Below are 25,631 nucleotides of genomic sequence, written 5' to 3'. Positions count from 1 at the left end.
GAACCTCTCGCAGTAACGTGACAAAACCGGGGCCGCTGTGCGCCCCATTCGCGGCACAAGGCCGCTCCCACAGGGACCGCGTGCGTTCTTGTGGGAGCGGCCTTGTGCCGCGAATGGGGCGCGAAGCGGCCCCGCTCTTCCATCATCAATTCACCGTTTTTCTAGGAGCGCTCTAATGGCTGTTGGTCTTGGTCCTTTGCCCACCCTGCACCCGGTTCCGGGTTTTGAACTCGGCATCGCGTCTGCCGGCATCAAGCGCCCAGGGCGCAAGGATGTAGTGGTCATGCGCTGCGCCGAAGGTTCCAGCGTGGCTGGCGTGTTCACCCTCAACGCCTTCTGTGCAGCGCCGGTGATCCTCTCCAAGCAGCGCGTTCAGGGCACCGTGCGCTACCTGCTGACCAACACCGGCAATGCCAACGCCGGTACCGGCGCACCGGGCCTGGCCGCTGCCGAGCGTACCTGCGCCAAGCTGGCAGAGCTGACCGGCGTACCCGCCGAAGCGGTATTGCCGTTTTCCACCGGTGTAATCGGCGAGCCGCTGCCGGTCGAGAAGATCGAAGGCGCCCTGCAGGCCGCGCTGGATAACCTGTCGGAAAACAACTGGGCCGAAGCCGCCACTGGCATCATGACCACCGACACCCTGCCCAAGGGGGCCAGCCGCCAGTTCCAGCACGAGGGCGTGACCGTCACCGTGACCGGTATCAGCAAAGGCGCCGGCATGATCCGCCCGAACATGGCCACCATGCTCGGCTACATCGCCACCGACGCCAAGGTCGCCCCCAAGGTGCTCAAGGACCTGATGCTCGACGGTGCCAACAAGTCGTTCAACCGCATCACCATCGATGGCGACACCTCGACCAACGACTGCTGCATGCTCATCGCCACCGGCAAGGCCAACCTGCCGGAAGTCACCGAAGCCAGCGGGGCGCTGTTCGAAGCGCTGAAAAAGGCTGTGTTCGAAGTGTGCATGGAAGTGGCCCAGGCCATCGTCCGTGACGGCGAAGGCGCCACCAAGTTCGTTACCGTGCAGGTCAACGGCGGTGGTAACCATCAAGAGTGCCTGGACGTCGGTTACGCCGTTGCCCATTCGCCGCTGATCAAGACCGCGCTGTTCGCCTCCGACCCGAACTGGGGCCGTATCCTGGCCGCTGTGGGCCGTGCCGGTGTGCCGGAACTGGATGTCAGCCTGATCGACGTGTACCTCGACAACGTCTGCATCGCCAGCCAAGGCGGCCGCAGCCCGAGCTACACCGAGGCGCAGGGTTCGGCAGTGATGGCCCAGGAAGAAATCACCATCCGTATCGAGCTGGGCCGTGGCCAGTGCAGCGAAACCATCTGGACCACCGACCTGTCCCACGAGTACGTGAAAATCAACGCCGAATACCGTACCTGATGCAACAGGGGCCGCTTCGCGGCCCATCGCGACACAAGGCCGCTCCTGCATCGGTCTGCTTCTCTGCAGGAGCGGCCTTGTGTCGCGAAAGGGCTGCACAGCAGCCCCATAATTCCAAACAATGGAGCCGACCCATGAGCTATCACCTGATCATCGGCGACAAGCTGTATTCTTCGTGGTCGCTACGCGCCGCCCTGGCCCTTGAACTGGCCGGTGTGCCCTACGAAGAAACCCTGATCAAACTCAACCAGCCCGACACCCGTCGGCGCATCCTGGCATTCTCCTCTACCGGCAAGGTGCCGCTGCTCAAGACCGAGCACGGCGTGATCGCCGACTCTTTGGCCATCGCCGAATACCTCAACGAATGCCACCCCGAGGCCCAGCTGTGGCCGGCCGACGTGGCCGCACGTGCCCAGGCCCGCTCGGCCTGCGCACAGATGCACAGCGGCTTCTTCGCCCTGCGTGGGGCCATGCCGTTCGACCTGTCGCGGGATGAGGGGCTGGAGAATGTTCCGCTGGACGTGCAGGTGGACATCGACCGAATCGTCGCGCTGTGGTCCGAATGCCGTCTGGTGTCCAAGGACAGCGGGCCATTCCTGTTCGGCACAGCGACCCTGGCCGATGCCTTCTTCGCCCCGGTGGCCGTGCGCTTGCGCAGCTACCGCGTAGAAGTGCCCGCGCAGGCAGCCGCTTACATCGAGACTATTTACCAGTGGCCAGCCTTCAAGGCCTGGCAACAAGCTGGCCTGGCGGAGCGTGAAGGGTGAAACGGATTCATGTAGCAGCAGCGGTCATTCGCGGTAACGATGGCCGCATTCTCATTGCCCGGCGCGCCGATGGCCAGCACCAGGGCGGCCTCTGGGAGTTTCCCGGCGGCAAGGTGGAGGAGGGCGAAAGCGTCGAAACGGCGCTGGCCCGCGAGCTTCGCGAAGAGCTTGGTATCGAAGTGACCCGTTCGCGGGCGCTGATCAAGGTCAGCCACGATTACCCTGACAAGCAGGTATTGCTGGATGTCCGCGAGGTTCAGGCGTTTACGGGCGAACCCCATGGTGCTGAGGGCCAGCCGCTGGCCTGGGTTACGCCACGGGAGCTTGCGGATTACGACTTCCCCGAGGCCAACAAGCCGATCGTGGCCGCTGCGCGCCTGCCGGACCAGTACCTGATTACCCCGGACGGCCTGGAAGTGCCCCAGATGCTCAAGGGCATCCAGAGGGCCGTGGCCAATGGTACCCGCTTGATCCAACTGCGCGCGCCGGACATGTACGACCCCAAGTACCGGGACGTGGCGGTGGATGCAGTGGGGCTGTGTGGCGGCAAGGCACAGCTGATGCTCAAAGGGCCGCTTGAGTGGTTGGGCGACTTCCCGTCCGCCGGTTGGCACCTGACTGCAGCGCAGCTGCGCAAGTACGCCGCCAAGGGCCGGCCATTCCCCAAGGAGCGGTGGCTGGCAGCGTCCTGCCACACGGCCGAGGAGCTGGCGCTGGCGGAGCAGATGGGCGTTGATTTCGTCACCCTGTCGCCGGTGCAGGCGACCCAGACACACCCTGAGGCGGTGCCGCTGGGCTGGGAGGAGGCGCAGCGGTTGATTGCAGGGTTCAGCCACCCGGTGTTCTTGCTCGGTGGGGTCGGGCCGGGCGAGCGTGAGCGCGCGTGGGAAGCTGGCGCGCAAGGTGTTGCCGGGATTCGGGCGTTCTGGCCTGAGGCCTGAGTGGGCGGGTAGAGGGGCCGCTTCGCGGCCCTTTCGCCGGCAAGCCGGCTCCCACAGGGACTGCGCCGGCCGCACGGGCATTGGTGACTCTGTGGGAGGCAAAGCCGCAACTCGCGGTGTCAGCTTGCTGGCTTATCCGCCGCCTGCCATAACACCTCGGCAACCCCCTGCCGCCGCCCGATGATCCGCGCCGCGACAAACAGCAGATCCGAAAGGCGGTTGATGTACGCCAACCCTACGCCTGCCAGCGGTTCCACAGCATTCAACTGCTGACACCGCCGCTCCGCACTGCGCGCCAGGCTACGGCACACATGGGCTTGGGCGATCAGCGCCGAGCCGCTGGGCAGAATGAAGTTTTTCAGCGGCCCCAGCTCTTCGTTCCACACATCGATGGCGGCCTCCAGCCGCTCCACTTCGGCCTGGTTCAACGCTTGGTAACTGGGCATCGCCAGTTCGCCGCCCAGGTCGAACAAACGGTGCTGGCAGGGCGCCAGAACCTCGCTGACCTCGTCCAGCCCCTGCTCGGCCAAGCCGGCCAGCAGCAGCCCAAGCTGGCTGTTGAGGCTGTCCACCTCGCCGATCGCTTCGATCCGAGGATGGTCCTTGGGCACCCGGCGCCCATCGCCCAGGCCGGTTTCGCCTTGGTCGCCGGTGCGGGTGTAGATCTTCGACAGGCGATAGCCCATGTCATGCCTCCGTTTTGGTCGGCGCCGCCGCTGCTGGCAGGCCCAGGGGCAGGCGCAGGGTGAAGCAGGTGCCCTGGCCGGGCGTGGACTGCACTTCCATCTGCCCCTTGTGGTTGTTGGTGATGATGAAGTACGAAACCGACAGCCCAAGGCCAGTACCCTGGCCGATCTCCTTGGTGGTGAAGAACGGCTCGAAGGTGCGCTTGCGCACGGCCTCGGGCATGCCGACGCCATTGTCCTCGACCTGGATTTCCGCCCAGGGCGGGCTAAGCCGGGTGCGCAAGGTGATGCGCCCGGGTTCGTTGGTTTGCGGCCGCTGGTGGATGGCCTGGGCGGCGTTCTTCAGCAGGTTCAGCAGCACTTGCTCCAGTTCGTTGGCGGTACACGGCACCGGGCCGAGGTTGGGGTCGAACTGACGGACGATCGCCTGGCCCTTGAAGTCGAAGCCGATGGCCAGGTCGAAGTCGTTGCCGGCGATCTCCACTGCCTGGTCGATCAGCGCTGGCAAGTCGCAGGGCGCCAGTTGACGATTGCTGCGGCGGCTGAAGCTGAGCATGTGGGTGACGATTTTGGCCGCCCGGGCGCCAGCCTGCTGAATGCCGTTCAGCAGCTGCGGCACCTCGCGGCTTTCCAGGTAGCGGTTGACCATGGGCAGGTCGATGCCCAGTTCGCTTGCCTGCTCCTGATTGCGCGGCAGTTCTGGCGAGAGGCGCCGGCGGATGTTCTGCACGTTGTGCAGGATCGCCCCCAGCGGGTTGTTGATCTCGTGTGCCATGCCCGCGGCGAGGCCACCGACCGAGAGCATTTTTTCCGATTGCACCATCATTTCTTCCAGCGACAGACGCTGGGTAATGTCGTCGATACGGATGACCACGCCACGGCCGCCACCGCCCATCAGCGGGTAGAAGGTCAGCGCATAATGGCGCAGGTCATCGTCCTTGGGCCAGGTAACCCGTTCGATCTTCGCCACGCGGTGTTTCTCCACGGTCTCCTTGAGCTGTGGCAAAAACGGCTTGAGCGGTTCGAAGGCGATGAAGATCGGCTGGTTGAGCGCCTCGTCCAGCGGCGTGCCGGAGAGCACCGTGGCTTCGTGGTTCCACTGGGTTACGTAGAGCTGTTCGTCGAGGGCGATCAGCGCCGAAGGCATGGAGTCGATGATGCTGTTGAGGTAGTTCTGAAAGCCGGTGAGCTTTTTCTCGATCTTGCTGCGCACCTGGACTTCCAGCTCCAGTTTGCGGTTGGTATGACGGGTTTCCTCGGCCAGGCCCTGGGCCTGGTCGTAAGCGTCCTGGAATTCGTCGCGGGTGCGCTTGAGCTGCTGCTCGCGCGCCTCGATGCGCGAGAGCATGGTGTTGAAGGCGTCGGCCAGGCTGCCGATTTCGTCGTCGTTGCCGCGTTTGGCGCGCATGGCGTAGCTTTCTTCGCGGGTGACCTGGCGGCTGAGCTCTTCGAGCTGGTTGATCGGCTGAGTAATCAGGCGCTTGATCTGCCGGGCGATCACCAGCCAAAGCAGAATGCTGAACACCAGGATCGCTAGGCTGGCACTGAGCGTGCCGGTGTAGAAGGCTGTAGGCAGTTCGCTGCTGGCCACCAGCAGCAGGTGGGCTGGCGGGCTGGCATCGCGGGGGATGCGGATCAGCTGGGTGCTGCGAAACTCCATCAGGCGCCAGCCGTCGATGTTGCGATACCGTTTGGGCAGGGCCAGGGGGTCGCCATGCTGCAACTGGGCCAGCAGGCGGCCATCGCCACCGTAGACGGCCGCGGCGCGCAGCGGGGTGTAGCTGTCCAGTTCCTTGAGCAGCGCCGTGGCGGTGTCCTGATTGTCACCGGCGCGGGCTGCCAGTTGCGGGTTGGCGACCAGCCGGCCGATGGTCTGCAAGGCTTGCGGCGCCATGCTCTCCTGGGTGATCCAGTAGGCGGCGCTGATGAACGTGAGGTTGGCCACCAGCAGGATGGTCACCAGCAGCACCAGCAGGGCCGCCAGCAGCTTCTGCCCGACCGGGAGGTTTTCCAGGCGTTGGCGCAAGGTCATGGGCTAGGCAATGTCCGTATCCGGTTGAGAGGGCGCGTCAGGCGCAGGGCAAACCACGCGCACGCAGGTTATCGACCAGGCGCCGGTGCAGGCGTTCCAGCTGCGGCAGCACCATGCCGTGGCGGGCTGCGGCGCGGCAGGCATGGCCGAGCAGGTAGTGAACCTCGGTACGTCGGCCCGCGCGCACGTCCTGGTACATGGAAGAGTAGTTGGCTGAGGTGGCGAGGATCACCCGTTGCACTTCTTCGTCGAGGTTTTGCGCAGCCTCCGGCTGGCCGCAGCGTTGCAGCAGCTGGGCCAGTTCATTGCTCAAACCGTCGACTTCGCTCAGGTGCGCCAGCAAGCCGCCGTTGTGGCAGTCGTGCAGCACGGTCAGCGGGTTGATCGCGCAATTAAGCGCCAGTTTGCGCCACAGGCGGGTGAGGATGTCCACGGTCCATTCAGCCGGAATGCCGGCCTCGTGCAGGTCGTCGAACCATTCGGGTATGGCTGGGTTGGCGGGGTCGCCCAGCCAGTTGAAGCCGTGGCCGGCAAAGCGTACCCGCCAATCGTCCTCGCGGAACGCACCCTCGGTGCTCGAGGCGAAGATGCAGCGGGCATGCGGGACCTGGTCTGCGACCTCATCCTGGCTGCCAAGACCGTTCTGCAGCAGCACGATTTCGGCGCCATCGGCCAAGCGCGCGGCCAGGCGATCGATTGCCGGCGCCGCGTCATAGGCTTTGCACGCCACCAGCAGGCGGTGCACGGGCCCGCTGGACTCGGCAGTTTCGGCAGGGATCGCATAATGCGTCGGCTGGTCCTGTTCCACCAGCGTCAGGCCACCGGCCTGCTGGTAGGCCTGCAAACGCTGCCCGTCGCGCAGGATCAGGCGCACTGCCTTGCCCGCCCGCGCCAGGCGGCAAGCCCAGAGGCTGCCGAGGCTACCGGCGCCGAGAATATGCCAGGTGCTGCTCATCTGCGTTTCGCAACCCGTTATAATGAGTCCGCATTTTAACCTTCTAACCCCGACGCGCTCCATCTTCAGACTGAGCGCGCTTTTATTTTATGGAGAACAACCATGCCTTCGTTCGACGTGGTATCGGAACTGGACAAGCACGAAGTGCAGAACGCCGTCGAAAACGCCATCAAGGAGCTCGACCGCCGTTACGACCTCAAAGGCAAGGGCAGCTTCGAGTTCAAGGACAAGGAGCAGACCGTGATGCTGACCGCCGAGGCCGAGTTCCAGCTCGAGGCGATGATCGAGATCCTGCGCCTGGCGCTGGTCAAGCGCAAGATCGACGTCAAATGCCTGGAAACCAAGGACGCGTACCCTTCCGGCAAGGAAATGAAGCAGGAAGCCAAGTTCCGCGAAGGCATCGACAAGGAGCTGGCGAAGAAGATCGTCGCCCACATCAAGGACGCCAAGCTCAAGGTTCAGGCCGCTATCCAGGGTGAGCAGGTGCGCGTCACCGGCAAGAAGCGCGACGACCTGCAAGAGGCCATCGCGGCCTTGCGCGCCAAGGAATTCGACATGCCGCTGCAGTTCAACAACTTCCGCGATTGATGCGGGCGTTGCCAGGAACCCCTGTGGCGCAATGATGTCCATCGGGTCCATGGCCGCTGAAATGCCTGCGGCCAGTTTTACCGCGTACATGCCGTTCGGCATCAGGAGATGAACATGGATTTGAACGCTGAAGTCGATCAGCTGGTCCGCCAATCGCAGACCTGGATCCCCTTGATCATGGAATACGGCAGCCGCGTGCTGCTGGCACTGCTGACCCTGGCGGTCGGCTGGTGGATCGTCAACAAGGTCAGCGCCCGCCTGGGCAAACTGGTCGGCCTGCGTAACGCCGACCTGGCTCTGCAAGGCTTCATCAGCACCTTGGCCAACATCGTCTTGAAGGTACTGCTGCTGGTCAGCGTGGCCTCCATGATCGGCATCGAGACCACCTCGTTCGTCGCCGCCATCGGTGCCGCCGGCCTGGCCATCGGCCTGGCCCTGCAGGGCAGCCTGGCCAACTTCGCGGGTGGTGTGCTGATCCTGATGTTCCGCCCGTTCCGCATTGGCGACTGGATCGAGGCGCAGGGCGTCAGCGGTACCGTCGACAGCATTCAGATCTTCCACACCGTGCTGCGTACCGGTGACAACAAGACAGTGATCATGCCCAACGGCAGCCTGTCCAACGGCATCATCACCAACACCAACCGCCAGCCGACCCGCAAGGTGGTGTTCGACGTAGGTGTGGATTACGAGGCCGACCTGCAGAAGGCGCGCAACGTGCTGCTGGAGCTGGCGCAGGACCCGCGCGTGCTGCCCGACCCGGCGCCGCAGGCCGTGGTGGCAACCCTGGGTGACAGCTCGATCACCGTGTCGCTGCGCCTGTGGACCAAGACCAGCGATTACTGGGACGTGATGTTCATGCTCAATGAACAGGCGCGTGACCGCCTGAAGGCCGAGGGTATCGACATTCCGTTCCCGCAGCGGGTGATTCGCGTGGTGCAGGAAACCGCAGCGCAGTAATTGCTGCGAGGAATCCGGGGCCGCTTTCGCGGCCCTTTTTTTTTTGCCCTTTTACACTTGTTCACAGCCAAATTCCGCCATTTCTGGCATATACCCTGACCGCACCTGCCTCTAGCTGAACGCCATCATGAAACCACTGCTGTACATCACCCCCCTCAGAGCCCTGCTGTTCGGCCTGACCCTGGCCCTGTTCGAGCTGCTGACCTACCTGGCCAGCGACGCGGTCATGCCAGCCATGCCGGTGGTGGTCGACCACCTGAACGCCAGCCCGGAGTACATCCCCCACGCCCTCAACCTGTACCTGCTGGGGGGCGTGGTACTGCAGTGGCTGATCGGCCCGCTGGCCGACCGCTATGGCCGCCGCCCGTTGCTGCTGGTCGGCTGCGCTTTCTTCGGTGCGGCCTGCCTGGCCACTTATTGGGTGCAGGACATCGGCCTGTTCAACCTGCTGCGCCTGCTGCAGGGCATCGGCCTGGGCTTCGTGGTGACGGTCAGCTACCCGGCCCTGAACGAAGCATTCAGCGAAGCCGATGCGGTACGCATGATGGCCCTGTTGGCAAACATCGCCTTGCTGTCGCCGCTGTTGGGTCCATTGGTGGGCACATTGATGTTGCAATGGCTGGACTGGCGCTGGCTGTTCGTGGCGTTTGCCGTGGGTGCCGTGCTGGTGTGGGGCCTATTGTACCGCCTGATGCCCGAGACCCTGGGGGTGGAGCGTCGCGACGGCTCGCGCTTGCCGTTCACGCCGATTCACCTGCTGCCGTTGCTTGCTGGTTATGGCCAGTTGCTGGCGAACCGCCGCTTTGTCGCCGGCAGCGCTGCATTGGGCCTGGTGGGCCTGCCGCTGATCGGCTGGATCGGCCTGTCGCCTGTGCTGCTCATCCACGACGAGGGGTTGAGCACCCTGGAATACGCGTTGTGGCAGTTGCCCGTGTTTGGCGGGCTGATCCTTGGCAACCTGATCATCAACCGCATCGCCGACCGCTACCCATTGCCAGCCCTGGTGCGCGGTGCCCTGTGGCCTTACCTGGCCGGCCTGTGCCTGATGGTGCTGGCGACCTGGTACTGGCCCACGGTGACCAGCGTGGTGGCGGGGATGTCACTGTATGCGCTTGGCCTGGGTGTCGCCAACGCAGTGCTGTACCGCATGACGCTGTTCTCCAGCGATCAGAGCAAGGGCTTGGTCTCGGCGATGCTGGGGATGATCACCATTGCCTTGCTGGGGCTGGGCGGCGCGGTGATGGCGATGATCGGGGCAGGGGCGAGCCTGCTGCACTTCGCGCTGGCCGCAGGGGTGGCGGGGGCGTTGGCGCTCTGGCCGTTGTGGTTTGTAGTGGGTGGCCGGCCTGACGAAGGGGCTGTCGCGCAGTAATCTTCAGTGCTTGCCCCGCGAAGAGGCCAGAGCAGACAGCGGAAATCTCTCAGGGCCGCTCGGCCGCTGAGTTCTCAACCGGTGCCTGCTTGCCTCGGCCCACTTCCTGCCGCCATTGCAAGGCGATCAGGATCAGCGTCGGCACGCCCAGCAGCGCGGTAATCAGGAAGAAGTCGTGATACCCGAACTTCTCCACCATCACCCCCGAATAGCCGCCGATCAGGCGCGGCAGCAACAGCATGATCGAGCTGAGCAGGGCATATTGCGTGGCCGAGAACTTGAGGTTGGTCAGGCTCGACAGATAGGCGACGAACGCTGAGGTGGCCAAGCCTGAACTGAAGTTGTCCAGCGAAATGGTCACCACCAGCATCTCCAGGTTCGGCCCCATATCGGCCAGCATCAGGAACAGGATGTTGGTGGCAGCCGAAGCTGCGCCGCCGATGAACAGGATCGGCAAGATGCCGAACCGCACGATCAGCAAGCCACCCGCGCCCGCGCCGACCAGGGTCATGATCAGGCCGAAGACCTTGCTGACGCTTGCGATCTGGTCCTTGGTGAAGCCCATGTCGATATAGAACACGTTGGCCATCACGCCCATCACGGTGTCCGACATGCGATAGGTGGCGATCAGCCCGAGCAACAGCAGCGCCTGCCAGCGGTAGCGGGTGATGAAGTCGTTTACTGGCGTCAGCACCGGTGCCAGGCCGCGGCGGCCCATGCTCGACAGGCATGCCCAGGTCAGCAGTGCGTATAGAATCAGCCGAAGGAAGGCACGGTCTTCCAGCAGCAGGTCGAGGGGCGTTGCATCGCCGAAGATGACACTGGCCCAATCGGTGTTGAACAGCTGGGTGAAGCTTGCCGGTACCGACACCAGCAGAATGATCAGCACGAACACCGAAGCCAACTGGTGAATCAGGCCGTAGCGCGCCGCCGACAACTGGGTGCGCAGGGGCACGGGGGGCTCGCGCATCACCAGGGTGGTGAACAGCGCAGGCAGCATCATCACGCCGAACAGCACGTAGGTGCCGGCCCAGGCCTTGTGCAGGTAGCTGAAGCCGGTAGAGCCGAACCATTCGGCAAAGAACAGCGCACCGGCGGTGGCCAGCAGGGCGGCGATCCGGTAACCGGCCATGTAGCTGGCGGCAAGGGCTGCCTGGCGCTGGTCGTCGGCGATTTCCAGGCGATAGGCATCGACGGCGATGTCCTGGGTGGCCGAGGCGAACGCCACCAGCACCGCCAGGGCAATCAGCCACGACAGGTGTTGCTGCGGGTCGCACAGGCTCATGCCGACCAGGCCGATCACCACCAGCGCTTGTGACAACAACAGCCACGAACGCCTGCGCCCAAGCCCGCCCAGCAGCGGCAGGCGCCATTGGTCGAGCAGCGGTGACCATACCCACTTGAAGGCATACGCCAGGCCGATCAGGCTCGCGTAGCCAATGGTTTCGCGCGCCACGCCAGCTTCGCGCAGCCACACCGAAAGGGTCGAGAACACCAGCATGTAGGGCAGACCGGCGGCAAAGCCGAGCAGCAAAAGCACCAGGGTTGACGGGCTGGCATAGGCAGCAAGCGCAGCGCGCCAGGTTTTACGGGGCATGGGCCAACATCTGCCTCAAGTTTGCGAAAACAAAACGCGCACTCTAACCGCTGTGCTCCATCGGGCGCCAGCCATGGCGCGTCATATCCACACGATTATTGGTTACATTAACGCCCTCCGCACGTAACCGTGCCCGTTGTTCATCGCCCGATGGCGTACCCAGCGCCAGGCTCAGACGCCCACCTGCGCCCAACACGCGATGCCATGGCAAGCGGGTATCGGCCGGAAGCTGGCCAAGGGTTCGCCCGACCCAGCGCGCTGCACGGCCAAGGCCGGCCAGCTCGGCAAGTTGACCATAGCTGACCACCTTGCCTTCAGGCACTTGGCCCAGCACCGAATACAGCGCCGTTCGTCGGGCTTGCGGGGCATCCAGCGTGTGCGGAAATTCCTCAGACATCGCGGCAGCCCTGGCCTGAAGTGAAACCGGACCAATGGTCACGGCAAATGAGAGTTGAACTCAACGGCATGATGGTCGGTCTGTCCTTGCTCTGGTCGTCGGTATCTGGATAATCCCCGGCTTTTTCGCCCAATCGAACCCATAGTCCGCTTATGCATTCTAGATCGTTGTTGTGCCTGTTGACCGCTTCCCTGTGCGCTGCTCCTGCGTTCGCCGACACCGTGTGGATGAAAAACGGTGACCGCTTGAGCGGCAAGATCCGCGTCTTCGACGGCGGCAAGCTGCTGCTGGAAACGCCTTATGGCGGCTCGATCTCCCTGGACTGGAAACAGGTTCAAACCCTCGAGAGCGACCAGGAACTGCTGGTCAAGCAGGATGCCTACAACGGCGAAAAGACCAAGTCGCTCAAGGCGGCCGAGGCGGGCAAGGTGACCCTGGCCAACGGCGAAGCGCCGAAGACCGTCGAGCTTGCCAGTATCCAGCAGATCATGAAGCCCAAGCCGGTGGTGGAAGACCTGGTCTGGAAGGGCAATGTCGATGCTGCCCTGGACTACAAGCGTGCCGAGAACGATACCGACGACTACGACATCGGCTTCAAGACCACCGCCCGTCATGGCCGTTGGCGGCACAATGCCGAAGGCGAGTACAACCGCGAAACCAAGGACGACGTCACCACCGCCAACAACTGGAGTGCCGAGTACGCACTCGACCGCTTCATTACCGAGAAGTGGTTCTGGCAGGGGCGGCTTGAATACAAGCGCGACCACGTCGAAGACCTGGCGCGCCAGCGTACGGTCGGTACTGGCCCGGGCTACCAGTTCTGGGACGACGAACTGGGCGCATTCTCGCTGGGTTCGCTGATCAACCGCACCGATTTCGAATACCAGGATGGCGGCAAGGACAACTTCTATTCGGCGGCGGTGAAGTGGGATTACACCCGTTACCTGATCGGCAAGAACGTCCAGCTGTTCACCAATGGCGAGTTCGCCAAACCGCTGGGTGGCGTGGCCGACTATTCGCTGGATGCCGAGGTAGGCCTGCGCTACAAGGTCACCGAATGGGCCTCGCTCAACCTCAAGGCAGAAAAGGACATCATCACCGGCACACGTGAAAGTGACCTGGACAAGACCCGTTACACCGCAGGCTTCGGTGTGACCTGGTAAATACCCGGGGGGCGTCAAGCAGCCCTGGTGGCACTGGCGGGTGATAATGATTATCTTGTCACCCATCCAGTCCGCCTGCAGGAGCCCCTTCAGTGAGTACCAATGCCATCCGCCCCGCCCGGGAACTGCTGCTCAAAGAGTACCGCGGCGTGCTCTCGACCCATTCCAAGTCCATGCCCGGCTTTCCCTTCGGGTCGGTGGTGCCGTATTGCCTGGATGCCGATGGCAACCCGCTGATCCTCATCAGCCGCATCGCCCAGCACACCCACAACCTGCAGAAAGACCCGAAGTGCTCGCTGCTGGTCGGCGAACGTGAAGCCGAGGATGTGCAAGCCGTTGGCCGCCTGACGGTGATGGCCGAGGCTCACAAGCTGGTCGACGAAGCCGCCATCGAGGCGGCTGCCGAGCGCTACTACCGCTACTTCGCCGATGCTGCCAATTACCACAAGGCGCACGATTTCGACTTCTGGGTACTGCAACCGGTACGCCACCGTTACATCGGCGGCTTCGGTGCAATTCACTGGCTCGACCAGGTAACCCGGGCCAACCCGTTCGCGGGCAAGGCCGAGGCCAGCATGATCGAACACATGAACAGCGACCACGCCAACGCCATCGCCCATTACGTCGAGTTGAGCGACCTGCCGCGCAGCGCACCTGCGCAGATGGTCGGCATCGACAGCGAAGGCATGCACCTGCGTATTGGCCAAAGCGTTCACTGGTTACCGTTCCCGTCTATTTGCAACACGCCGACACAAGTTCGCGAGGCCCTGGTATTGCTGGCGCGCGCCGACCAATGGCCGGCTGCGACGGAAGTCGAAGCTTGAAAAACCGAGCATACGCATCCATGTGATGGTCGTAAGGGAAGATTGTCTTCCGTCGAGGAATCCTTGATGCGTGCTTTTCTACTGCTGTTTTTGCTGTTTCCTGTGCTGGAGCTGTTCGTTTTCGTCAAGGTCAGCGCAGCCATCGGTTTCTTTCCGGCGCTGCTGTTGATCATCGCCGGGTCCGCACTGGGTGTGCTGGTGATGCGTGTGGCCGGCCTGGCCACCGCCCTGCGTGCCCGTGAGAGCCTGCAGCGTGGCGAACTGCCCGCCGAGGACATGTTTCAGGGCATGATGCTGGCAGTCGGCGGCGGCCTGTTGTTGTTGCCGGGCTTCATCAGCGACGTGCTGGGCCTGCTGTGCCTGCTGCCGTTCACCCGCCACCTTGCCGCGCGCAAGATGCGTCAGCGTGCCGAGGCCCAGGCCATGCGCCAGCGGGCGTTTCAGGACGACCCCTTCCAGGCACAGCCGCGCGACAGCGGCCACCGGCCGAATGTCATCGAAGGCGAATACGAGCGCCGCGACAAGTAACCACCCCAGGGGCCGCTTTGCGGCCCCAACCTTTTCATGCCACTGAAAAATTTTCTGCAGCAAGCCTTGTAATTGATTATGTCGGCCTCATGTATGTGGTCACCGCAAGGTTTCTGGCGGCAACGCCAGACAAAACACAGGTGGCTCGCCCGTCGCGGGCCACCCCCGGCAACGCCGGACCGCATCAACCCGCCGGTGTCGACACCGGCCGATGAAAACCACAATTTGGGAGAGATCGACAATGAAGCTTCGTCCTCTGCATGACCGCGTAGTCATCCGTCGCAGCGAAGAAGAATCGAAAACCGCTGGCGGTATCGTCCTGCCGGGTTCGGCCGCTGAAAAACCAAACCGTGGCGAAGTTGTCGCCGTCGGCACCGGTCGCATCCTGGACAACGGCGAAGTTCGCGCGCTGGCCGTGAAAGTGGGTGACAAAGTGGTTTTCGGCCCGTACTCGGGCAGCAACACCGTGAAAGTTGATGGAGAAGACCTGCTGGTGATGGCCGAGAACGAGATTCTCGCTGTCGTCGAAGGCTGATTTACCCGACTTCCCGTTACTCCAAAGAATTCCAAGGATTAAACGATCATGGCTGCTAAAGACGTAAAATTCGGCGATTCCGCCCGCAAGAAAATGCTCGTTGGTGTCAACGTTCTGGCTGACGCGGTAAAAGCTACCCTGGGCCCGAAAGGCCGTAACGTTGTTCTGGCCAAGAGCTTCGGCGCGCCAACCATCACCAAAGACGGTGTTTCGGTTGCCAAGGAAATCGAGCTGAAAGACGCCTTCGAAAACATGGGCGCCCAGCTGGTCAAGGAAGTTGCTTCCAAGGCCAACGACGCTGCCGGTGACGGCACCACCACCGCGACCGTTCTGGCTCAGGCCATCGTCAACGAAGGCCTGAAAGCCGTCGCTGCCGGCATGAACCCGATGGACCTGAAGCGCGGCATCGACAAGGCCACCGCTGCTGTCGTCGCCGAACTGAAAAACCTGTCCAAGCCATGCGCCGACTCCAAGGCCATCGCCCAGGTAGGCACCATCTCCGCCAACTCTGACGACTCCATCGGCAGCATCATTGCCGAAGCCATGGAAAAAGTCGGCAAAGAAGGCGTGATCACCGTTGAAGAAGGCTCGGGCCTGGACAACGAACTGTCCGTCGTAGAAGGCATGCAGTTCGACCGCGGCTACCTGTCGCCGTACTTCGTCAACAAGCCAGACACCATGGTTGCCGAGCTGGAAGGCCCGCTGCTGCTGCTGGTCGACAAGAAAATCTCCAACATCCGCGAGCTGCTGCCAGTGCTGGAAGCCGTTGCCAAGGCCGGCCGCCCACTGCTGATCGTTGCTGAAGACGTCGAAGGCGAAGCGCTGGCTACCCTGGTAGTCAACAACATGCGCGGTATCGTCAAGGTTGCTGCGGTCAAGGCACCAGGCTTCGGCGACCGCCGCAAAGCCATGCTGCAGGACATCGCTGTCCTGACCGGCGGCCAGGTCATCTCCGAAGAAATCGGCCTGTCCCTGGAAACCGCTACCCTGGAGCACCTGGGTAACGCCAAGCGCGTCATCCTGTCCAAGGAAAACACCACCATCATCGACGGCGCTGGCGTTGAAGATGACATCCAGGCACGCGTCAAGCAGATCCGCGCCCAGATCGAAGACACCACTTCGGACTACGACCGTGAGAAGCTGCAAGAGCGTCTGGCCAAGCTGGCTGGCGGTGTTGCCGTGATCAAGGTCGGTGCAGGCACCGAAGTTGAAATGAAAGAGAAGAAAGCCCGCGTTGAAGACGCCCTGCACGCTACCCGTGCAGCCGTTGAAGAAGGCGTGGTGCCTGGCGGTGGTGTTGCCCTGGTGCGCGCTCTGAACGCAATCGTTGACCTCAAAGGCGACAACGAAGACCAGAACGTCGGTATCGCTCTGCTGCGTCGCGCTGTCGAAGCGCCGCTGCGTCAGATCACTGCCAACGCCGGCGACGAGCCAAGCGTTGTGGCCGACAAGGTCAAGCAGGGTTCGGGCAACTACGGCTACAACGCTGCTACCGGCGAATACGGCGACATGATCGAGATGGGTATCCTCGACCCAGCCAAGGTCACCCGGTCGGCACTGCAAGCTGCTGCTTCGATCGGCGGTCTGATGATCACCACCGAAGCCATGATTGCCGATGCACCGAGCGAAGCTCCAGCTGGCGGCGGTATGCCAGACATGGGCGGCATGGGTGGCATGGGCGGCATGATGTAAGCCAGCCTTACCCATAGCTTCAGGAAAAGCCCCGCCTAGTGCGGGGCTTTTTCGTTTGTCAGTGCTTTATCAGGCAATACCGCGCTCGGCAGCGGTTACCTCCGTCACCCGGCGTCGATACAGGATCAGGTAGTACGACCCCAACCCGATCAGCCAGCAAAACACCGCTGTCCAAATGTTATGCGACAGAAAGTGCGCCCCCTGCATCATCCTCCCCACCGACAACACCGACCCGGCCACCAAGGCCACCGCAAATGCCACCCGCGCCAGGCGCGGGCGCCGATCACGCAGCATGAAGAACAACCCGAACAGGCAGAAACCGGTGGCCGCATGCCCACCGGGCCAGCACAGCCCTGGCTTGTCGGTTGCGGGGCGCGGCTCCAGCAGCTTGCTGTAGGTTTCCTTGCCGCCAAACTGGCTCAGGCTCCACGGGCACTGCACTTGTGTGACCTTCTTCAACGGTGTGACGAAGGCCGTGGAAAGCCCCAGCGCCAGCACCAGGCAACCCAGTTCGCGGCGCCAGCCGAACAGGCGCTGCCAGAAGCAACTCGCGGCAAATGCCACCAGCGCCACCAGCCCCATCAGGATCACACCCTGCTTGACCCGATCATGCAGAATGTTCTCGAGCAGATAGCTGTGGCGGCCGATGAACGCGCCGGCGGTCTGATCGAAAAACAGGTTGGCCACGTCCATGTCGACCGAGGTCAGTTCGAGGAGGATCAAGGCCACTGCAGTTGCCAGCGGAATTCCCAGATACAACCAGTAATTGATCGGGCGGGGGCGAATGCGTTGTTGCATGACGGCTCCAAGGGGGCGGAAAAGACCGGGGATTGTCCTGCGGCCGCTATGCTGTGTGCGTGAAGGATCAGTGAAAAATCCGTCAACTTCGCTGAATTTGCCGTGGGGCTGGCACAGTCCGGGCGATGGCCTTAAGCTGCGCCTGCCGCGCACCACAGCGAAGCGCCGCTCAGGAGAACCCGATGCGCATTCTTTTGGTTGAAGACAACCGCGATATCCTTGCCAACCTTGCCGATTACCTGGGCATGAAGGGCTACACCGTCGACTGTGCCCAGGACGGTCTGTCCGGCTTGCACCTGGCCGCCACCGAGCACTACGACCTGATCGTGCTCGACATCATGCTGCCGGGCATCGATGGCTACACCCTGTGCAAGCGCCTGCGCGAGGATGCCCGCCGCGATACGCCGGTGATCATGCTGACCGCCCGCGACCAGCTGGACGACCGCCTGCAAGGCTTCCGCTCCGGCGCCGACGACTACCTGCTCAAACCGTTCGCCCTGTCGGAACTCGCGGCTCGCATCGAGGCCGTGTTGCGCCGCGCCCAAGGGGGTGGGCGGCGTACGTTGCAGGTCGCCGACCTGAGCTACGACCTCGACACCCTCGAAGTCACCCGCCAGGGCCGCCTGCTCAAGCTCAACCCGGTCGGGCTCAAGCTGCTCGCCGTGCTGATGCAGAAGAGCCCGCACGTGTTGCGCCGCGAGGTGCTTGAAGAGGCGCTGTGGGGCGACGACTGCCCCGACAGCGACAGCCTGCGCAGCCATGTGCACCAGCTGCGCCAGGTGATCGACAAACCGTTCGAAAAACCCTTGCTGCATACCGTCCATGGCGTCGGCTATCGCCTCGCCGAGGGCCGTGATGGAGTTTAAGCAAAGCCTGGCGCAGCGCATCATCATTGCGTTCGCGCTGATGAGCGCACTGGTTGCCGGGGCGTTCGCCTTCGGTATCGTCGCCACCGTGCACCTGGTCGAGGAGCGTTTGATCTCATCGGTGCTGGGCGGCGACCTGCAACGCCTGTTGCGCATGGACAGCGTCAGTGACTGGAGCCACCGCCCGCGCCCTGACCAGTTGTTCTACTTCAGTGGCGGGCGTGATGACTTCGAGCTGCCCAAAGACCTGCGCCACCTTGATAAAGGCTTCCACGAGGTATTCCGCGACCAGTTGTCCTACCACGCGATGGTGGAGATCGTGGACGGTCGCCGCTATGTGCTGCTGCAGGACCAGAGCGATTTCGAAGAGCGCGAGCGGGTGCTGTTCGCCGTTGTCGTGGTGGGCTTTGTGCTCAGCCTGGTGCTGGCGGTGTTCCTCGGCTGGCTGCTGGCGCGGCGGGTGATGGCGCCGGTGATCCGCCTGGCGCGGCAAGTACGCCACCGAGACCAGTTGCTTGGCCTGGCACCGCCCCTGGCACCGGATTATGCCGCCGATGAAGTCGGCCAGCTGGCCGTGGCGTTCGACGATACGCTCGGCCGCCTGCGCGATGCACTGACACGTGAGCGCCTGTTTACCAGCGATGTCAGCCACGAGTTGCGCACGCCGCTGATGGTGCTGGCCACCTCCTGCGAGCTGCTGATCGAGAACCCCAACCTGGATACCCGCTCACGCAGCCAGGTGGAGCGGATTGCCCGCGCCACCGAAGAAATGCGCGAGCTGGTCAAGACCTTCCTGATGCTTGCCCGTGCCCAGCGTGACCAAGGCGCCGTGGCATCCCAGGCGACACTGCGCGAAGTCGCCGATGACCTGATCGGCGTGTGGCGCGATACCATCGAGCAGAAGGGGCTGGCGCTGTACTTCGATGGCCGCGTCAGTGCCGGCCCGTTGTTGTACAACGCGACTTTCCTGCAATCGGTGATGGGCAACCTGCTGCGTAACGCTGCGCACTACACCGACAGTGGTTACATCCGGCTGAGCCTGGAGGCCAATGGTTTCAGCGTGGAAGACAGTGGTGTGGGCATCCCGGAAGAGCAGCGCGAAGCGATGTTCAAGCCCTTCGTGCGCGGCGACGAGCGGCGGGGTGAAGGCCTGGGCCTGGGCTTGTCGCTGGTGCAGCGGATCTGTGACGATCAAGGCTGGCGGGTGACACTCACATCCACCGCACCCCATGGTTGCCGATTCCAGGTGGATTTGAGCCAAGGCGCGGAGAAGACTGACCCGTCCCAGCTCTGCGAGTAATGCGCTGAAACATCTTGCTTTGGTGATAACACTTTTTTCACATTGGCATAACCTGTTTCCAACGCGGTGTTACCTAAGGTGAGCGCAATGGAGCCAGGAGATGCCCAATGCGTAGCCCGATCAAACTCGAATTTTCCGAGAAGTACGACCAGCAACATGCTCGCGAGTACTTCCTCAAGCACCAGGATGGGCTGGCGCGTCGCCTGTCCCACAAGCGTGACGAGCAATTGGCGCGTCGTGCTCTGGCGCTGGCCGGAGAACCGGGCTTGGTGCTCGATCTGCCCTGCGGTGCCGGGCGGTTCTGGCCGCTACTGGCAGAAAAACCCAACCGCGTGATCATTGGTGCCGACAATTCCGAGGCGATGATCGAGACAGCCTGTGCGGCACAACCGCCGGAAGTGGTGGCGCGGGTACGGCCCTTGCAAACATCTGCTTTCGCGATCGATCTACCGGATAACGCGGTGGACAGCATTTTTTGCATGCGGCTGTTCCACCATATTGGCGAGCCCGCTCATCGGAAAACAATTCTTTCCGAATTTCAAAGGGTTAGCCGTGACAGCGTAATCCTGTCATTGTGGGTGGATGGTAATTTCAAGGCATGGCGGCGGCAGAAACTCGAGCAGCGGCGCAGTGCCAAGGCCGAGCAGGGCAGCTACCAGAACCGTTTTGTGTTACCAGCAGAGACAGTTGAAGAAGAATTCAAGGCCGCCGGCTTCAGAATCCAGGAGCGCCTCGATTTCCTGCCGTTCTATGCCATGTGGCGGGTCTATGTATTGCGTAAGGGGTAGTGTTTGATGGCTGTAGCCCAGAGCGGGGAGTCACGCTTCGATTTTTACTGGCGGCAACAGGGCGAATGGGTTGAAGAACCTAACCAGCGGCGTGGTGGTGAGAGTGGTGTGCAACGGCTGAACGACGGCAACGGCAAGCTGCTTTATGCCAAGCGCCAGGTCGGCCATATCTACCGCAGCCTGCTGCACCCGTTCGGCAGGCCGACGGTACTGCGTGAGCTCGACGCGCTGAACAGCTTTGAACAATTGGGCGTACGTGTACCGCGTATCGTCTTTTGTGGTGCAGAGCGCGATGCCGAGCACAAATGGCGTGCGCTGCTGGTCAGCGAGGCGCTGGATGGCTTCGTCGAGCTTGATACCTGGCACGCCGAAGGTGCCCGCGAGCGCTACCCGCAGGTGGTGCACGAGCGCATGCTCAAGGACCTGGCCGACAACCTGGCGCGCATGCACCTGGGCCACTGGCAGCATGGCTGCCTGTACGGCAAGCACGTATTCATCAAGGTGATCGGCGAGGGTGAGCAGGCCCGGGTCGAAGTCGCGCTGCTCGATCTCGAGAAGTGCCGCCGCCGCATCAGCTGCCAGCGCGCGGCCGGCAATGACTTGCGCCAGTTGCGCCGCCATTCGTCGCTCAACGACGCAGAATGGCAGCAGCTGCTCTACTTTTACCAGATGGCGTTTGGCAGCGCTGTCAAAGGGTTAGGGCAATGAAACTAGAAATAGCTCGAGCTTTGTTTCTGGTAGCTGGGCTGGCGGTGACCACGGTGGCGGTAGCTGCCTGGGAAGAGCCGCGGCCGGTGGTGTTCAGCAAGGCTGAGCAGGCAGAGCAGTGCGCGTTGCCGAAGGAAGTCAAGCAACATCAGGTTCAGGCTCAGCCTGATCATGACCTGTTGCTGTTCCTGTTCGGCTTGCGACAGGGGCTTCGGCCGTTCGGCTGACCCGTTCGAGCAAACAAGGCCCCGCAGTTGCGGGGCCTTTGCTTTTCGGGTGTTGGAACATTCAGGTTCAACGGGTTGACTGTGGGAGCGTACACCCGCGAAGAGGCCGTCTCAGGCGACAACAGTCTCCTTGGCCACCGTCTTGTGCGCCAGCAGGGTATAAATGCAAGGCAACACAAACAGGGTGAACAATGTCCCGATCGACATCCCGGTCGCAATCACCGTGCCGATGTCGAACCGGCTCACGGCCCCGGCCCCGGTCGCCAAGATCAGCGGCACCATGCCAAACACCATCGCCGCAGTAGTCATGAGTACCGGCCGCAGGCGAATGGCCGCCGCTTCTTCGATGGCCTCGCGCACGCTCAAGCCCTTTTCCTCACGCAATTGATTGGCAAACTCGACGATCAGGATGCCGTGCTTGCTGATCAGGCCGATCAGTGTCACCAGCCCGACCTGGGTGTAGATATTCATGCTGGAGATGCCCAGGAACAGCGGCAGCAGCGCCCCGCAGATCGACAGTGGCACCGTCACCAGAATCACCAGTGGGTCGCGGAAACTTTCGAACTGCGCCGCCAGCACCAGGAAGATGATCGCCAGGGCCAGGCCAAAGGTCACCCACAGCGCGCTGCCCTCCTGAATGTACTGCCGCGCGGCACCGGCATAGTCGAACGAAAACCCGTCCGGCGCCTCCTCGGCGGCGATGTCCCGAACCGTCTGCAAGGCCTCGCCGATGCTGACCAGGGGGACGCCCTGGATAATCGCCGAGTTGAGCTGCTGAAACTGGTTGAGCTGGCGCGGGCGGGCGCGGTCGCTGAGGGTTATCAGGGTCGACAACGGCAGTAACTGACCCTGGTCGTTTTTCACGTAGTAATTGTTCAGCCAGCCGGCGTTGTCCCGGTAGGGCCGCTCGACCTGGGCGATCACCTTGTAGCTGCGGCCTTCCAGGGTAAACCGGTTGATCTCCGCTTCGCCCAGCAAAGTAGCCAAGGTGCCGCCAAGGGTGTCCATGGACACGCCCATCTGCGCCGCTTTGGCCCGGTCGATGTCGACCACCACCTCGGGCTTGTCGAACGCCAGGTCGATGTCGAGGAAGGCGAATTTGCCTGATGCCTGGGCGCGCTCCTTGACCCGCTGGGCGACCTCCAGCAGCGCCGGGTAATCGCCCGCAGTATTGATCACGAACTGGAACGGCAAGCCTTCGCCGGTGCCCGGTAATGACGGCAGGTTGAAGCCGAAAATCTGCAGGCCGCCGCTTTCTTCGAGCTTGGCCTGTACCTGGGGCAGCAATTCCATTTGCGTACGCTCGCGCTCGTTCCACGGTTTGAGCAGGAAGCCGCCTATGCCACTCTGCACCCCATTGAAGCCATTGATCTGGAACGATGAGTAGTACTCGGGGAAGGCCTTGAACAGCGGCGTGAACTGGTCGGTGTAGGCGTTCAGGTAATCGAGGTTGGCTGGCTGCGGCGAGCTGCTGATCATGAAGATCACCCCCTGGTCCTCGTTGGGCGCCAGCTCGTTCTGGGTGAACTTGAGCAGCACCGGGATCAGGCACAGGATGATCACTGCGAACACCAGCACCACCGGGCGGCTGTCCAGGGTGGTGCGCAGCAGGCGCTGGTAGCGGTTTTTCAGGCGCTCGAAGATCACGTCAAGGCGATGGGCCAGGCCGTGGGCATTCTGCTCCTGGCGCAGTAACAGTGCGCACATCATGGGCGACAAGGTCAGGGCAACGATGCCTGAGATGATCACCGCACCCGCCAGGGTCAAGGCAAACTCCTTGAACAGGGCACCCGTAAGCCCGGTCAGAAAGCCGATCGGCGCATAGACGGCAGCCAGGGTGATGGTCATCGACACCACCGGCATGGCGATTTCCCGTGCACCTTCCAGCGCTGCGTCGAACGGCGTCTTGCCTTCTTCCATGTGCCGATGGATGTTTTCCACCACGACGATGGCGTCGTCCACCACCAGGCCGATGGCCAACACCATCGCCAGCAGGGTCAGCAGGTTCAGCGAGTAGCCCATCATCTGCATGAAGAACAGCACACCGATCATCGACAGCGGGATGGTCACCACCGGGATCAGCACCGAGCGCAGCGCGCCGAGGAACAGGAACACCACCACGATGACGATCAGCACCGCTTCGCCGAGGGTCTTGATCACTTCGTCGATGGAGGCCTGGATGAACAGCGTGGCGTCATAGGCGATCGAGACCTTGAGCGCGGCAGGCAGCTGGCTTTCCAGCTCCGGCATGATCCGCCGGACCTCCTTGATCACGTCCAGCGGGTTGGCCGCCGGGGTGGCTTTGATGCCGATGTACACGGAGGGGATGCCGTCGAACGAACTGACCGTGTCGTAGTTTTCCGCACCCATTTCGACCCGCGCCACATCACCCAGCAGCACCCGGCTGTCGCCTGCAGTCTTGACCGGCAATGCGGCGAAGGCCTCGGCCGATTTCAGCTCGGTGTTGGCATTGATGCTGGTGACCACGTACTCGCCCTTGACCTCACCGGCGGCAGCCAGGAAGTTGTAGCGGCGCACTGCGTTGGTCACATCGGTGGCAGCCAGGCCGAAGCCGGCCAGCTTGACCGGGTCGATCCAGATGCGCATGGCAAATACCTGGTTGCCGAGGATCTCTGCCTCGGCCATGCCTGGCAAGGTCGCAAGCTTCGGCTGGATCACCCGGGACAGGTAGTCGGTGATCTGCGGGTTGCTCATGTCCTTGCTGTAGAAGCTGACGTACATCAGTGCTGAAGCGTCCGCCGCTTCCTTGCTCAGCACCGGGTCTTCGGAGTCCTGCGGCAGCTGGTTGCGCACTTCATTGGCCTTGGCCAGCAGCTCGGTGAACAGGCGGTCGCTGTCGGCGCCAATGCGCGCGTAGATGGAGATGATCGAGAAGTTCTGCCGGCTCACCGAGGTCATGTAGTCGATGCCTTCGGCGCTCGCCAGGCTTTGCTGCAGTGGCTGGGTGATATAGCCCTGGATGGTCTCGGCGTTGGCCCCGGGGTAGGCGGTGGTCACCGTGATCAGGGCGTTTTCCATCTGCGGGTACTGGCGGATCTGCAGCTTGCTCCAGGCCTGGAAGCCCAGCAGCAGGATCAGCAGGCTGACCACGCTGGCCAGTACCGGGCGGCGGATGAACGGGTCGGTGAACGCCATGCCTGCCTCCGGGTCAGTCTGCGCGCGGGGCGCCTGGTTCGGGTTTCAGGGCGGTGTCCTGGCCGATGCGGATGGCGGCGCCCGGGGTCAGCTTGAGCTGCCCGGCGGTGACCACCTGCTCGCCAGCTTTGAGCCCCTTGCTGACCACCACCACGCCATCGCGGCGTTCGCCGGTCTGCACGCTGCGCTGTTCGGCGCTGAGCTGCGGTTGGCCCTTGTCATCCTGCTCGGGGTTGCCGTCCTTGTCTTTCCTGGGCGTGGCCACATACACCGAGTTGCCATACAGCGTGTAGGTGATGGCGCTTTCTGGCACCACCACTTGCGGCTGCGGGTTGGGCAGCAGCACCAACAGGTTGGCGAACATGCCCGGCAGCAGCTTGCCATCCGGGTTGCCCAGGGTGGCGCGCACCAGCAGGTTGCGTGTGCTCTCGTCGACCTTGGGGTTGATCGCGCTGAGGCTGGCAGGGAAGCTCTGGCCAGGGTAGGCAGCCACTTGTACCAGCACCTGTTGGCCCAGGCTCAGCTGCGGCAGCGCCTGCTCGGGCACATTGAAGTCGACGTAGAGGCTGGACAGGTCCTGCAGGGTGGCAATCACGGTGCCGGGGGCCAGGTAGTCGCCCACATCCACCTGGCGGATGCCGATGGTGCCGCTGAACGGCGCGCTGATGCTCTTCTTGGTCTTCGACGCCTTGAGTTGGTCGACCACCGCCTGATTGCGCCGGTACTGGGCGGTAAGGCGGTCGTACTCGCCACGGGAAATGGCCGAGTCGCCTACCAGTTGGCTGCCACGGCCAAAGTCGACCTTGGCCAGCCCCAGGTCGGCCTGGGCAGTGCCAAGCAGGGCGGTTTCCTGGTCGTCGTTTAGCTGCAGCAGCAGTTGCCCGGCCTTGACCTTCTGGCCGGAGTCGAAGTGCAGCGATTTGACCGTGCCTTCGACCTCAAGGCTGAGTTCGACGCCCTGCAGTGCCTTGAGGCTGCCTACAGCCGGCAGGCGTTGCTGCCACTGGCGCTCTTCGGCCAAGGCTGCGGCCACGGTGACGGGTGGCTTGGGAGCGGTGAACAGCTGGATCTGCTGATAGACCGAGAAGGCCTTGTAGCCCCCCAGGGCCAACACGATCAGCAGAACCACGGCCAACATGATGAGCATGCGCCGGCGCAGCATAGGTCCGGTTCCTTGGAAGCGTGATTGTTATTGGTCTTGGCACGACAACGGGCGATCCTGCCCACGTGCGGATGGGGGAAGTATTGACTGTTTTTGGCGGGTTGGGGAGATGTATCGACTGGGCGGGCCCTATCGCCGGCAAGCCGGCTCCCACAGGTACAGCGCATGCCTTCAGGCCGGTGGTGTACCTGTAGGAGCC

24 protein-coding genes are annotated in these 25,631 nt (G+C 62.9%); 16 read left to right on the top strand and 8 right to left on the bottom strand.

Annotated features, from left to right (window positions below):
• Nucleotides 1-175 precede the first annotated feature (175 nt).
• The 3 genes from argJ to ACNQPL_RS05390 all read left to right on the top strand — a co-directional run bounded on the left by argJ (nt 176) and on the right by ACNQPL_RS05390 (nt 3,101).
• Entirely contained in the window at nt 176-1,393 is a 1,218-nt protein-coding gene (gene argJ, locus ACNQPL_RS05400) for a bifunctional glutamate N-acetyltransferase/amino-acid acetyltransferase ArgJ (protein WP_346615703.1), read from the top strand.
• Nucleotides 1,394-1,527: 134 nt separating this feature from the next.
• Nucleotides 1,528-2,160 carry a glutathione S-transferase gene (locus ACNQPL_RS05395; RefSeq protein ID WP_416466161.1) on the top strand — a complete coding sequence of 211 codons (633 nt, stop codon included), beginning with the start codon at nt 1,528-1,530 and terminating at the stop codon, nt 2,158-2,160.
• Entirely contained in the window at nt 2,157-3,101 is a 945-nt protein-coding gene (locus ACNQPL_RS05390; RefSeq protein WP_346615705.1) for a Nudix family hydrolase, read from the top strand. The genes ACNQPL_RS05395 and ACNQPL_RS05390 overlap by 4 nt, the downstream gene beginning before the upstream one ends.
• 119 nt (nt 3,102-3,220) lie before the next feature.
• Here the strand turns inward: ACNQPL_RS05390 and ACNQPL_RS05385 are convergent, their stop codons facing one another.
• From ACNQPL_RS05385 to ACNQPL_RS05375, 3 genes are read right to left on the bottom strand one after another with little or no spacing between them, the layout of a single operon-like run.
• Nucleotides 3,221-3,787, bottom strand: a complete 567-nt coding sequence (locus tag ACNQPL_RS05385) for a cob(I)yrinic acid a,c-diamide adenosyltransferase (protein ID WP_346615706.1) — start codon at nt 3,785-3,787, stop codon at nt 3,221-3,223.
• A 1-nt stretch (nt 3,788) separates the two neighbouring features.
• On the bottom strand, nt 3,789-5,819 hold the full coding sequence (locus ACNQPL_RS05380) for an ATP-binding protein (protein WP_346615707.1): 2,031 nt from the start codon (nt 5,817-5,819) through the stop codon (nt 3,789-3,791).
• Between the two features lie 37 nt (nt 5,820-5,856).
• Complete coding sequence (locus ACNQPL_RS05375) at nt 5,857-6,774, bottom strand: putative 2-dehydropantoate 2-reductase (RefSeq protein ID WP_416466160.1); 918 nt, start codon at nt 6,772-6,774, stop codon at nt 5,857-5,859.
• 102 nt (nt 6,775-6,876) lie between these two features.
• On the opposite strand from ACNQPL_RS05375, the gene ACNQPL_RS05370 reads away from it, so the two are divergent.
• The 3 genes from ACNQPL_RS05370 (at nt 6,877) to ACNQPL_RS05360 (ending at nt 9,691) form a co-directional block, all read left to right on the top strand.
• The gene (locus ACNQPL_RS05370; RefSeq protein ID WP_346615709.1) at nt 6,877-7,362 is read left to right on the top strand and encodes a YajQ family cyclic di-GMP-binding protein; all 486 of its coding nucleotides are present in this window, start codon (nt 6,877-6,879) and stop codon (nt 7,360-7,362) included.
• Between the two features lie 114 nt (nt 7,363-7,476).
• Nucleotides 7,477-8,319: a mechanosensitive ion channel family protein gene (locus ACNQPL_RS05365; protein WP_387525671.1), complete on the top strand. Its 843-nt coding sequence runs from the start codon at nt 7,477-7,479 to the stop codon at nt 8,317-8,319.
• 127 nt (nt 8,320-8,446) lie between these two features.
• Complete coding sequence (locus tag ACNQPL_RS05360; RefSeq protein ID WP_346615711.1) at nt 8,447-9,691, top strand: MFS transporter; 1,245 nt, start codon at nt 8,447-8,449, stop codon at nt 9,689-9,691.
• 49 nt (nt 9,692-9,740) lie between these two features.
• Here the strand turns inward: ACNQPL_RS05360 and ACNQPL_RS05355 are convergent, their stop codons facing one another.
• Together ACNQPL_RS05355 and ACNQPL_RS05350 are read right to left on the bottom strand one after the other, a co-directional pair.
• Nucleotides 9,741-11,288 (bottom strand): AmpG family muropeptide MFS transporter, encoded by a 1,548-nt coding sequence (locus ACNQPL_RS05355; RefSeq protein WP_346615712.1) that lies wholly within the window; start codon nt 11,286-11,288, stop codon nt 9,741-9,743.
• Nucleotides 11,289-11,331: 43 nt separating this feature from the next.
• A complete protein-coding gene (locus tag ACNQPL_RS05350; protein ID WP_416466159.1) occupies nt 11,332-11,685 on the bottom strand; it encodes an MGMT family protein in 354 nt (117 codons plus the stop codon).
• Nucleotides 11,686-11,837: 152 nt separating this feature from the next.
• On the opposite strand from ACNQPL_RS05350, the gene ACNQPL_RS05345 reads away from it, so the two are divergent.
• The 5 genes from ACNQPL_RS05345 to groL all read left to right on the top strand — a co-directional run bounded on the left by ACNQPL_RS05345 (nt 11,838) and on the right by groL (nt 16,427).
• The gene (locus ACNQPL_RS05345) at nt 11,838-12,848 is read left to right on the top strand and encodes a DUF481 domain-containing protein (RefSeq protein ID WP_346615714.1); all 1,011 of its coding nucleotides are present in this window, start codon (nt 11,838-11,840) and stop codon (nt 12,846-12,848) included.
• 92 nt (nt 12,849-12,940) lie between these two features.
• A complete protein-coding gene (locus ACNQPL_RS05340) occupies nt 12,941-13,672 on the top strand; it encodes a HugZ family protein (RefSeq protein WP_416466158.1) in 732 nt (243 codons plus the stop codon).
• 66 nt (nt 13,673-13,738) lie between these two features.
• The gene (locus tag ACNQPL_RS05335) at nt 13,739-14,200 is read left to right on the top strand and encodes an FxsA family protein (protein WP_346615716.1); all 462 of its coding nucleotides are present in this window, start codon (nt 13,739-13,741) and stop codon (nt 14,198-14,200) included.
• Between the two features lie 241 nt (nt 14,201-14,441).
• Nucleotides 14,442-14,735, top strand: coding sequence for a co-chaperone GroES (locus ACNQPL_RS05330; protein WP_016488938.1), 294 nt, complete (start codon nt 14,442-14,444; stop codon nt 14,733-14,735).
• A 48-nt stretch (nt 14,736-14,783) separates the two neighbouring features.
• Nucleotides 14,784-16,427 (top strand): chaperonin GroEL, encoded by a 1,644-nt coding sequence (groL, locus tag ACNQPL_RS05325; RefSeq protein ID WP_346615717.1) that lies wholly within the window; start codon nt 14,784-14,786, stop codon nt 16,425-16,427.
• Nucleotides 16,428-16,496: 69 nt separating this feature from the next.
• Here the strand turns inward: groL and ACNQPL_RS05320 are convergent, their stop codons facing one another.
• On the bottom strand, nt 16,497-17,225 hold the full coding sequence (locus tag ACNQPL_RS05320; RefSeq protein WP_416466157.1) for a phosphatase PAP2 family protein: 729 nt from the start codon (nt 17,223-17,225) through the stop codon (nt 16,497-16,499).
• A gap of 182 nt (nt 17,226-17,407) precedes the next feature.
• On the opposite strand from ACNQPL_RS05320, the gene colR reads away from it, so the two are divergent.
• The 5 genes from colR (at nt 17,408) to ACNQPL_RS05295 (ending at nt 21,114) form a co-directional block, all read left to right on the top strand.
• Nucleotides 17,408-18,091, top strand: a complete 684-nt coding sequence (gene colR / locus ACNQPL_RS05315; protein ID WP_003255215.1) for a two-component system response regulator ColR — start codon at nt 17,408-17,410, stop codon at nt 18,089-18,091.
• Complete coding sequence (locus ACNQPL_RS05310) at nt 18,081-19,391, top strand: sensor histidine kinase (protein WP_346615719.1); 1,311 nt, start codon at nt 18,081-18,083, stop codon at nt 19,389-19,391. Before colR ends, ACNQPL_RS05310 begins: the two co-directional genes overlap by 11 nt.
• A gap of 107 nt (nt 19,392-19,498) precedes the next feature.
• Nucleotides 19,499-20,179, top strand: a complete 681-nt coding sequence (locus ACNQPL_RS05305) for a class I SAM-dependent methyltransferase (RefSeq protein ID WP_346615720.1) — start codon at nt 19,499-19,501, stop codon at nt 20,177-20,179.
• A gap of 6 nt (nt 20,180-20,185) precedes the next feature.
• Complete coding sequence (locus ACNQPL_RS05300) at nt 20,186-20,887, top strand: lipopolysaccharide kinase InaA family protein (protein WP_416466156.1); 702 nt, start codon at nt 20,186-20,188, stop codon at nt 20,885-20,887.
• A complete protein-coding gene (locus tag ACNQPL_RS05295; protein ID WP_346615722.1) occupies nt 20,884-21,114 on the top strand; it encodes a hypothetical protein in 231 nt (76 codons plus the stop codon). The genes ACNQPL_RS05300 and ACNQPL_RS05295 overlap by 4 nt, the downstream gene beginning before the upstream one ends.
• A 111-nt stretch (nt 21,115-21,225) precedes the next feature.
• Here the strand turns inward: ACNQPL_RS05295 and ACNQPL_RS05290 are convergent, their stop codons facing one another.
• Entirely contained in the window at nt 21,226-24,270 is a 3,045-nt protein-coding gene (locus ACNQPL_RS05290) for a multidrug efflux RND transporter permease subunit (RefSeq protein WP_416466155.1), read from the bottom strand.
• 13 nt (nt 24,271-24,283) lie between these two features.
• On the bottom strand, nt 24,284-25,432 hold the full coding sequence (locus tag ACNQPL_RS05285; RefSeq protein WP_416466154.1) for an efflux RND transporter periplasmic adaptor subunit: 1,149 nt from the start codon (nt 25,430-25,432) through the stop codon (nt 24,284-24,286).
• Nucleotides 25,433-25,631 lie beyond the last annotated feature (199 nt).

The organism is Pseudomonas sp. LFS044 (assembly GCF_047978245.1).
GTDB lineage: Bacteria > Pseudomonadota > Gammaproteobacteria > Pseudomonadales > Pseudomonadaceae > Aquipseudomonas.
The sequence above is the reverse complement of the archived record's forward strand: the minus strand, read 5'-3'. Positions and strand labels throughout refer to the sequence as shown.

Excerpts from the sequence above, each read along its gene's own strand:
- argJ (WP_346615703.1), top strand. The coding sequence starts at position 176 with ATGGCTGTTGGTCTTGGTCCTTTGCCCACCCTGCACCCGGTTCCGGGT.
- ACNQPL_RS05395 (WP_416466161.1), top strand. The coding sequence starts at position 1,528 with ATGAGCTATCACCTGATCATCGGCGACAAGCTGTATTCTTCGTGGTCG.
- ACNQPL_RS05385 (WP_346615706.1), bottom strand. The coding sequence starts at position 3,787 with ATGGGCTATCGCCTGTCGAAGATCTACACCCGCACCGGCGACCAAGGC.
- ACNQPL_RS05380 (WP_346615707.1), bottom strand. The coding sequence starts at position 5,819 with ATGACCTTGCGCCAACGCCTGGAAAACCTCCCGGTCGGGCAGAAGCTG.
- ACNQPL_RS05375 (WP_416466160.1), bottom strand. The coding sequence starts at position 6,774 with ATGAGCAGCACCTGGCATATTCTCGGCGCCGGTAGCCTCGGCAGCCTC.
- ACNQPL_RS05370 (WP_346615709.1), top strand. The coding sequence starts at position 6,877 with ATGCCTTCGTTCGACGTGGTATCGGAACTGGACAAGCACGAAGTGCAG.
- ACNQPL_RS05365 (WP_387525671.1), top strand. The coding sequence starts at position 7,477 with ATGGATTTGAACGCTGAAGTCGATCAGCTGGTCCGCCAATCGCAGACC.
- ACNQPL_RS05360 (WP_346615711.1), top strand. The coding sequence starts at position 8,447 with ATGAAACCACTGCTGTACATCACCCCCCTCAGAGCCCTGCTGTTCGGC.
- ACNQPL_RS05355 (WP_346615712.1), bottom strand. The coding sequence starts at position 11,288 with ATGCCCCGTAAAACCTGGCGCGCTGCGCTTGCTGCCTATGCCAGCCCG.
- ACNQPL_RS05350 (WP_416466159.1), bottom strand. The coding sequence starts at position 11,685 with ATGTCTGAGGAATTTCCGCACACGCTGGATGCCCCGCAAGCCCGACGA.
- ACNQPL_RS05345 (WP_346615714.1), top strand. The coding sequence starts at position 11,838 with ATGCATTCTAGATCGTTGTTGTGCCTGTTGACCGCTTCCCTGTGCGCT.
- ACNQPL_RS05335 (WP_346615716.1), top strand. The coding sequence starts at position 13,739 with ATGCGTGCTTTTCTACTGCTGTTTTTGCTGTTTCCTGTGCTGGAGCTG.
- ACNQPL_RS05330 (WP_016488938.1), top strand. The coding sequence starts at position 14,442 with ATGAAGCTTCGTCCTCTGCATGACCGCGTAGTCATCCGTCGCAGCGAA.
- groL (WP_346615717.1), top strand. The coding sequence starts at position 14,784 with ATGGCTGCTAAAGACGTAAAATTCGGCGATTCCGCCCGCAAGAAAATG.
- ACNQPL_RS05320 (WP_416466157.1), bottom strand. The coding sequence starts at position 17,225 with ATGCAACAACGCATTCGCCCCCGCCCGATCAATTACTGGTTGTATCTG.
- colR (WP_003255215.1), top strand. The coding sequence starts at position 17,408 with ATGCGCATTCTTTTGGTTGAAGACAACCGCGATATCCTTGCCAACCTT.
- ACNQPL_RS05310 (WP_346615719.1), top strand. The coding sequence starts at position 18,081 with ATGGAGTTTAAGCAAAGCCTGGCGCAGCGCATCATCATTGCGTTCGCG.
- ACNQPL_RS05305 (WP_346615720.1), top strand. The coding sequence starts at position 19,499 with ATGCGTAGCCCGATCAAACTCGAATTTTCCGAGAAGTACGACCAGCAA.
- ACNQPL_RS05300 (WP_416466156.1), top strand. The coding sequence starts at position 20,186 with ATGGCTGTAGCCCAGAGCGGGGAGTCACGCTTCGATTTTTACTGGCGG.
- ACNQPL_RS05295 (WP_346615722.1), top strand. The coding sequence starts at position 20,884 with ATGAAACTAGAAATAGCTCGAGCTTTGTTTCTGGTAGCTGGGCTGGCG.
- ACNQPL_RS05290 (WP_416466155.1), bottom strand. The coding sequence starts at position 24,270 with ATGGCGTTCACCGACCCGTTCATCCGCCGCCCGGTACTGGCCAGCGTG.
- ACNQPL_RS05285 (WP_416466154.1), bottom strand. The coding sequence starts at position 25,432 with ATGCTGCGCCGGCGCATGCTCATCATGTTGGCCGTGGTTCTGCTGATC.